This window comes from Streptomyces sp. GC420 (assembly GCF_009916105.1).
Classification (GTDB): Bacteria; Actinomycetota; Actinomycetes; order Streptomycetales; family Streptomycetaceae; genus Streptomyces.
The window spans coordinates 1-7,204 of record NZ_JAAAXQ010000381.1 but is presented as its reverse complement, the minus strand read 5'-3'; the positions used below and the strand labels follow the sequence as shown (position 1 = coordinate 7,204).

Annotated in this window: 8 protein-coding genes; 3 read left to right on the top strand and 5 right to left on the bottom strand. The window is 72.2% G+C overall.

Annotation, left to right across the window (positions count from 1 at the left end):
• Nucleotides 1–851: serine/threonine-protein kinase (locus GUY61_RS31720; RefSeq protein ID WP_166633709.1), on the bottom strand; the 851-nt coding region annotated here is incomplete at its 3' end.
• 78 nt (nucleotides 852–929) lie between these two features.
• Between GUY61_RS31720 and GUY61_RS31715 the strand changes: the two genes are divergently transcribed.
• Complete coding sequence (locus GUY61_RS31715) at nucleotides 930–1,295, top strand: arsenate reductase family protein (RefSeq protein WP_166633707.1); 366 nt, start codon at nucleotides 930–932, stop codon at nucleotides 1,293–1,295.
• A 46-nt stretch (nucleotides 1,296–1,341) separates the two neighbouring features.
• Here GUY61_RS31715 and GUY61_RS31710 read toward each other — a convergent pair whose 3' ends face one another.
• On the bottom strand, nucleotides 1,342–1,536 hold the full coding sequence (locus tag GUY61_RS31710) for a hypothetical protein (protein ID WP_166633705.1): 195 nt from the start codon (nucleotides 1,534–1,536) through the stop codon (nucleotides 1,342–1,344).
• A 583-nt stretch (nucleotides 1,537–2,119) separates the two neighbouring features.
• On the opposite strand from GUY61_RS31710, the gene GUY61_RS31705 reads away from it, so the two are divergent.
• Entirely contained in the window at nucleotides 2,120–3,277 is a 1,158-nt protein-coding gene (locus tag GUY61_RS31705) for an acyltransferase family protein (protein WP_166633703.1), read from the top strand.
• A 72-nt stretch (nucleotides 3,278–3,349) separates the two neighbouring features.
• On the opposite strand, the gene GUY61_RS31700 is transcribed toward GUY61_RS31705, so the two are convergent.
• The gene (locus GUY61_RS31700; RefSeq protein WP_166633701.1) at nucleotides 3,350–3,829 is read right to left on the bottom strand and encodes an HD domain-containing protein; all 480 of its coding nucleotides are present in this window, start codon (nucleotides 3,827–3,829) and stop codon (nucleotides 3,350–3,352) included.
• 29 nt (nucleotides 3,830–3,858) lie between these two features.
• Nucleotides 3,859–5,001, bottom strand: a complete 1,143-nt coding sequence (locus GUY61_RS31695) for a PP2C family protein-serine/threonine phosphatase (RefSeq protein WP_166633699.1) — start codon at nucleotides 4,999–5,001, stop codon at nucleotides 3,859–3,861.
• Between the two features lie 106 nt (nucleotides 5,002–5,107).
• Here GUY61_RS31695 and GUY61_RS31690 point away from each other — a divergent pair, with 106 nt between their 5' ends.
• On the top strand, nucleotides 5,108–6,343 hold the full coding sequence (locus GUY61_RS31690) for a GNAT family N-acetyltransferase (protein WP_166633697.1): 1,236 nt from the start codon (nucleotides 5,108–5,110) through the stop codon (nucleotides 6,341–6,343).
• Here the strand turns inward: GUY61_RS31690 and GUY61_RS31685 are convergent.
• A complete protein-coding gene (locus GUY61_RS31685; RefSeq protein ID WP_166633696.1) occupies nucleotides 6,331–7,149 on the bottom strand; it encodes an Fpg/Nei family DNA glycosylase in 819 nt (272 codons plus the stop codon). The two genes, GUY61_RS31690 and GUY61_RS31685, sit on opposite strands and share 13 nt — an antisense overlap.
• Between the last annotated feature and the right edge of the window lie 55 nt (nucleotides 7,150–7,204).

The window sequence follows — 7,204 nt, the reverse complement described above, 5'->3', positions numbered from 1 at the left end:
CCGTTCGCGGCGGCGAGGAGGGCGAGGAGTTCGTCCGGGGTGGGCCGGTTCTCCGGCCGCTTCTCCAGGCAGCGCTCGATGAGGGAGCGCAGCCCTTCCGGTACACCGTCGAGGGACGGCGCCGCCTCGACGACGTGGGTGGCGGTCTCGTAGGGGCTGTCCCTGTCGAACGGGCCGCGTCCGGTGGCGGCGAACGCGAGGACGGCGCCCAGCGAGAAGACGTCCGACGCGGGGCCCACCTCGCGGGGGCGGGTGAGCTGCTCGGGCGACATGAAGGGCGGGGTGCCCATGACGCGGCCGGTCTGGGTGAGGGCCTCGCCGGTGGCGGGGTCGGCTGCGCGGGAGATGCCGAAGTCGATGACGCGGGGGCCGTCCGGGGCCATCAGCACGTTGGCGGGCTTGAGGTCGCGGTGGACGACGCCGGCGCGGTGGATGTCGCGCAGCGCCTCGGCGAGGCCGAGGGCGAGCCCGCGCAGTTCCTCCGGGCTCAGCGGCCCCTCGTCACCGACCCGCTGGCCGAGCGTCTCGGCGGGTATGTAGAGCGTGGCCATCCAGGGCAGCGGGGCGTCCGCGTCGGCGTCCACGACGGGCGCGGTGAAGGCGCCGCTGACCCGGCGGGCGGCGGCCGCCTCGTGGCGGAACCGGCTGCGGAACTCGGGGTCGTCGGCGTACTGGGCGTGCACGATCTTGATGGCGACCCTACGGCCCGAGGGTGAGCGGGCGAGGTGGACGACGCCCATGCCGCCGGAGCCGAGCCGGGACTCCAGCCGGTAGCCCCCGAACTCCGGTGCGGGGCCCCCGCCGTCGGGCCGCACCGGCGGCTCCGGCTGTGCCGGCGGCTGCGATTCCATCGGTTCCTTCGGGTCCCTCGCGAGCGACACCATGCCCGGGCCTCCCCCTCGGTCGGGGTCAGCATAAGGTGCTCCCTCATGGAGATCTGGCTCAATCCCGCGTGCTCGAAGTGCCGTTCCGCCATCGGCATCCTCGACGAGGCCGGGGCCGAGTACACGGTCCGGCGCTACCTGGAGGACCCTCCGGGCGCGGAGGAACTGCGCGCCGTGCTGGACCGGCTCGGGCTGGAACCGTGGGACATCACCCGTACGCAGGAGCCGGTCGCCGGGGAACTGGGTGTGAGGGACTGGCCGCGTGAGCCCGCCGCGCGGGAGCGGTGGATCGAGGCGCTCGCGGAGCACCCGAAGCTCATCCAGCGTCCGATCATCACGGCCGACGACGGTACGGCGGTGGTGGGCCGCAGCGAGGAAGCGGTGCGCGAGGCCCTGGACCACAGCAGCTGAGCGGCCGGTCTGCCGGCCGCCGCCCGGCCCTCGGGGTGACGGGGCGCTAGAAGCTGATCTGATTGATCGTCTCGGCTATCGAGTTGAGGAACCGGTTGATCGAGGGCGCCATGCCCGTGGAGGCGAGGAAGAAGCCGAAGAGCACCGCCACGATGGCCGGCCCGGGCTTGATCGAGCCCCCGCGCATCAGCACCACCAAGATGATCGCCAAGAGCAGCACCACAGACAGTGAAATGGCCACAACTGATCACACCCTCGGTCGCTCCGCCTTGCTCAGGCCTCTGGCTTGCGGCCTGCTACCGGCTTGCCCCGGAGGCGTGCACCCCACACACCCCCGCGTGCACCATCGTGCCACCAACGGGTGCATGGTTGGCGCCGGGTGGGGAATCACCGGCCGCCGCGCCGGGCCGCGCCGCCGCGGCGCGCGGCCGCACGCCGATTCCCTTGATGCGCAAGGGAGCGGGACCGGGGTTATTCGACGAGATCATTTCCATGCCCACACAGTTCGTTCGGCAGGAATTCGAATGGTGAAGCGGAACACACCCGCAGAGGCAAACACCGATTCCATATGCCCCATTTAAGTGGGATTAGTTGGGTGAAAACGGTACGTGAGACCGCATCATACGCCGATGGCGGAACGGCAAGCTGGCCCCGGCACACCATTCACGGAGCAACACCACTCGCTCATCGAAGAGGAAAACGGGAGGGGGTTTCCCGAAAGCCAAGGGCGACGCTAAGGTGCCTCAGATGTTCCACGCTGCCTCAACCCCCGCTCACCCAGTACGGAGCACGGACGTCCCCCCGAGCAGGCCGTGGGAGGGCCTGTGAGCCAAGCGCTGCGTCCCCATCAGCCGCTCGCCGGAGCCCCGCTGCCGGCGGTCCGTGACGGTGATCCGCCACCGCGGGACGGCCGGACCGGGCAGGCCGCCCGTCCCGCCCCGCCGGCGCCGGCGTCTCGTGATCCGTTCTTCGACAACGCCAAGTACCTCGCGATCGTGCTGGTCGCGCTGGGCCACGCCTGGGAACCGCTGACCGACCACAGCCGCACGGCGGAGGCGCTGTACATGGTCGTGTACGCGTTCCACATGCCGGCCTTCGTCCTCGTCTCCGGCTACTTCTCGCGCGGTTTCGACCACCGCCCGGACCGACTGCGCCGTCTGGTCACCGGTATCGCCGTGCCCTTCGTGGTCTTCGAGGTCGCCTACACCCTCTTCAAGCGCTGGGCCGGACACGCCCCGGACCAGCCGATCAGCCTGCTCGACCCGTGGTACCTGACCTGGTTCCTGGTCGCGCTGTTCGTGTGGCGCCTGACCACCCCGCTGTGGCGGGCCGTGCGGTGGCCGGTGCCTGCCGCCCTGGCCGTCGCGATCCTGGCGACGCTGTCACCGACCATCGGCAACGACCTCGACCTGCAGCGGGTGCTGCAGTTCCTGCCCTTCTTCGTGGCCGGACTGTGCCTGCGCCCGGAGCACTTCGCGATGATGCGCCGACGCGCGGTCCGGCTGGGCGCGCTGCCGGTGTTCGCCGCCGCGCTGGTCTTCGCGTACTGGGCCGCGCCCCGGATGACCTCGGCGTGGTTCTACCGGCGTGACAGCGCCGTGGAACTGGGCGCGCAGCCCTGGGCCGGGCCGGTGATGACCCTGGCACTCTTCGGCTGCTCGATGGTCCTGGCGGTGTGCTTCTTCGCCTGGGTGCCGCGCCGGCGCACCTGGTACACGGTGCTGGGCGCGGGCACCCTGTACGGCTACCTGCTGCACGGCTTCCTCGCCAAGGGCTCCCGCTTCTGGGACTGGTACGACGCCCATCCCTGGGTCTACACGCCGCCCGGAGAGATCGCCGTCACCGTCGTCGCCGCCGCCGTCGTCACCCTGCTCTGCACCCCGCCCGTGCGGCGCGTGTTCCGCTTCGCCGTGGAACCCCGGATGGAGTGGGCCTTCCGCAAGAGCGCGGCCGAGGCGGCCCGGGAGCGCGTCGCCCGCTGACACTCCCGGCCCCAGTCGTCCGGCACCCAGTCGTCCGGCACCGAGCCGCGCCAGCGGGCCCGGCTCGGTGCCTCAGTCCGCCGCCAGTCCCAACAGGCGGCGGACTTCGGCGTACTTGGCGGTGAGCCTGGCCCGCGTCGCTTCGTCCAGCACCGCCAGCCGCGCCGGGTCGGCGTTGTGCGCGAGGTCCGCCTCCTTGACGAGCAGCGCCCCGGGAGTGGCGAGGATCCGGGCGGTGTAACACTCCGGGGGCTCCCCCGGCCGTTTCGTCACGGCCAGCACCATCTCCTTGGTGGACCGCGTCAGCGGCGCGCCGTCCAGCCACTCGCGGCTCAGCACGCCGTCCTCCACCGCGTCGTGCAGCCACGCCGCGGCGACCTGCTCCTCGGAGCCGCCCCTGGCCCGCACCCCTTCGGCCACTGCCCTGAGGTGCTCGGTGTACGGCCGTCCCGCCTTGTCCGTCTGCCCCGCGTGCGCCGTGGTGGCGATCCGCTCGACCTCGGCCGGGCCCAGCGGCGGCGGTGCCGCGCGGGTCTCCTCGCTGTCGCTCATGGCTCCATGATGCGGTGCGGCCGGCCCTTCTACTCCCGGCAGATCAGCAGCAGTGCCCGGTCGTCGTTGACGTCCTTGGCGACCGCCTCGATCAGGTGCCAGGCCGCACCGCGGAAGCCGGAGGTGACATACCGGTCGGCCTCGCCGGTCAGCCGGTCGATGCCCTCGCTGATGTCCCGGTCGTGGGTCTCCACCAGGCCGTCGGTGAACAGCATCAATACGTCGCCGGGACGCAGGGAGCCCTTCACGGCGTCGAACTGCGCCCCGTCGTACACCCCGAGGAGCGGTCCCTCGGCGGCCTTCTCCTCCCACCGCCCGGTGCCCGCGTTGAGCTGGAGCGCCGGGGGATGCCCCGCGGACAGCAGTTCGTAGTCACCGCTGTCGAGGTCGAGGACGAGGTGTATCGACGTCGCGAAGCCCTCCTCCCAGTCCTGGCGCAGCAGATAGCCGTTGGCGGCCGGCAGGAAGCCGTGCGGGGGCAGTGAGCCGAGCAGTCCGCCGAAGGCCCCGGACAGCAGCAGGGAACGCGAGCCGGCGTCCATGCCCTTGCCCGAGACGTCGGTGAGGACGACTTCGAGGGTGCGCCCGCCGTTGGTGCGGGCGGCGACCACGAAGTCGCCGGAGAAGGACTGGCCACCGGCCGGCCGGAGCGCGATCTCGCGGTGCCAGCCCGCCGGCAGTTGCGGCAGCTTGCCGTGCGTGCGGATCCGTTCGCGCAGGTCGAAGAGCATGGTGCCGCCGCGCCTCCACGGCACGCCGACACGGCTGCGGAACTGGGCGATGACAAGCCCGAAGAAGCCGCAGGCGGCGACGACGAGCACGGTGCCCGGGGTGACCCGTGCCGGGCCGTCCGGGTAGGGGCCGAGCGCCCAGGACTCGATGATCAGGGCCAGGGCCGCCGCCGCGTACAGCCCGAGCAGACTCGCGGGCCGCAGCAGCAGCCCGCCCGCCACGATCGGCAGGACCAGCGCCGCGGGCGAACACCACACCGGCGCGGCGATGGTGGTCACCGCGAGCGCGGGGACGGTCAGCAGCAGCGCCGCCAGCGCGATCCAGTCCGAACCGTCGCCGCGGAAGTAGTCGACCCCGGACTTGCGCACGGCGGTGCGGACCCGGTGCCACCTCATGCGCATCCGGGCCGTGAAGCTGTCGACTCCCCCAGCACCTGCCATTGCATCGGGACCCTATCCGCACAGCCGCCGGGTGTGCAGGGGGACCCCGTGGCAATGCGTTCGAAATTGGGTCGCATGGGGCGGAAAGGCCTGGTACGCATGCCATATGACGACTGAATTGCGGATCCTGCGCCGGGCGGAGTGGGACACCTGGTACGGCAATCTGATCCGTGCCTTCGGCGGTGTCGACGAGGCGACGGAGGAACGGGAGCTGTGGGACGCGCTGACCGAGTGCGAGCGGTCGATCGGCGTCTGGGACGGCGAGGAGTGCGTGGGCACCGCGGGGGCGTTCACCTTCCGGCTCTCCGTGCCCGGCGGCAGGATCGTCCCGGCTGCCGGCGTGACCATGGTGAGCGTGGCCGCGACGCACCGCCGCCGCGGCATCCTCACCTCGATGATGCGCCGCCAGTTGGACGACGTGCGCGCGTGGGGCGAGCCGCTCGCCGTGCTGACCGCCTCGGAGCCGGGCATCTACGGCCGGTTCGGGTACGGGATCGCCACCCAGCAGCTCTCGGCCGAGATCGACTCCTCCCGGGTGCGGCTGGTGCCGCCTCCGGGCGCGGACATCGGCGCGGTGCGGGTGCGCTACGCCGACCCGGAGGCCTCACTGGCGGCCTGTGAGGCGGTGTACGCACAGCGCGTGGAGAGCCGCCCGGGGATGCTCGCCCGGCTCCCCGGCTGGGAACGTCTGGGCGTGCTCGACCCGGCGCAGAACCGGCAGGGTGCGTCGCCGCTCCAGTGCGTGCTCGCCGAGCGGAACGGACGGACCGTCGGTTACGCCCGCTTCGCGGTGAAGCCGGAGTGGGGCGCGGGGGGAGCCGAGGGCGTGGTGAACGTCAGGGACCTCGAGGCGCTCGACCCCGGGGCCTACGCGGCGCTGCTGAACTTCCTCCTTTCGGTCGACCTCACCTCGACGGTGCGGATGCGCAGCCGGCCGGTCGACGACCCGTTCGTCCACCTGGTCTCGGACATCAGGCGGTGCGAGCCGCGGGTGCGGGACTCGCTGCACCTGCGGCCGGTGGAGGTGGGCGCGGCCCTCGAGGCGCGCACGTACGCGGCGCCCGTCGATGTGGTCCTGGAGGTCACCGACCCCTTCTGTCCCTGGAACGAGGGGCGTTGGCGGCTGAGCGGCGACACCAAGGGCGCGGGCTGCGAGCGCACCACCGACCCGGCGGATCTCGCGCTCGGCTCGAACGAGCTGGGCGCGGCCTATCTGGGCGGGACTCGGCTCTCGGCGCTGGCGGGCGCGGGCCGGGTGCGTGAACTGCGGCAGGGCGCGCTGACCGAGGCCTCGGTGGCGTTCGCGAGTCCGGTGGCTCCCTGGCTGCCTCACGGTTTCTGACAGGCCGGGCACCAGAACAGATTGCGGGCGGCGAGACCGGCGGTGCGGATCTCGCCGCCACAGATGTGGCAGGGCATGTTCGCCCTGCGGTACACGTACACCTCACCGCCGTGGTCGTCGACGCGCGGCGGGCGCCCCATGGCCTCGGGGGTGTGCTCGGGGCGGACGGTGTCGATGCGGTTGTTGCGCACGCCCTCACGCATCAGCGCGACGAGGTCGGCCCAGACGGCCTCCCACTGGGCGCGGGTGACGTCCCTGCCGGGGAGGTACGGGTCGATGCGGTGCCGGAAGAGGACCTCGGCGCGGTAGACGTTCCCCACGCCCGCGACGACCTTCTGGTCCATGAGCAGGGCGGCGACGGTGGTGCGGGACGCGGAGATCCGCCTCCATGCCCGGTCCGGGTCGTCGCCGGGCCGCAGCGGGTCGGGGCCGAGCCGGTCGTGTACGGCGCGCTTCTCGCCGTCGGTGATCAGGGCGCAGGTGGTGGGGCCGCGCAGGTCCGCGTAGTACGACTCGTTGACGAGCCGCAGCCGGATCGTCTCCGTCGTCGGGGGTGCCGGGGCCTCACCGAGGGCGACCTTGCCGAAGAGTCCGAGGTGGATGTGGACCCAGCCGAGGCCCTCGGCCCCGCCGAAGCCCAGGAAGAGGTGCTTTCCGTGGGCCTCGGCGGTGTCCAGGGGCTGTCCGTCGAGGAGGGCCGCACTGTCCGAGAACTTGCCTTGGGGGCTGGTGGCACGGAGAGGACGGCCGCGGAAACGTCCGGCGTAGTCCTGGGCGAGCCGGTGAATCGTGTGCCCCTCAGGCACGGTCTCCCTCTTCTCTTGTGCCGGTTCGGTTCGGGTGGGGTGGCCGGGCCGGGCC

What these genes read in the sequence shown, in the direction of transcription:
- GUY61_RS31715 (WP_166633707.1), top strand. Translation starts at nt 930, where the DNA reads ATGGAGATCTGGCTCAATCCCGCGTGCTCGAAGTGCCGTTCCGCCATC.
- GUY61_RS31695 (WP_166633699.1), bottom strand. Translation starts at nt 5,001, where the DNA reads ATGGCAGGTGCTGGGGGAGTCGACAGCTTCACGGCCCGGATGCGCATG.
- GUY61_RS31700 (WP_166633701.1), bottom strand. Translation starts at nt 3,829, where the DNA reads ATGAGCGACAGCGAGGAGACCCGCGCGGCACCGCCGCCGCTGGGCCCG.
- GUY61_RS31690 (WP_166633697.1), top strand. Translation starts at nt 5,108, where the DNA reads ATGACGACTGAATTGCGGATCCTGCGCCGGGCGGAGTGGGACACCTGG.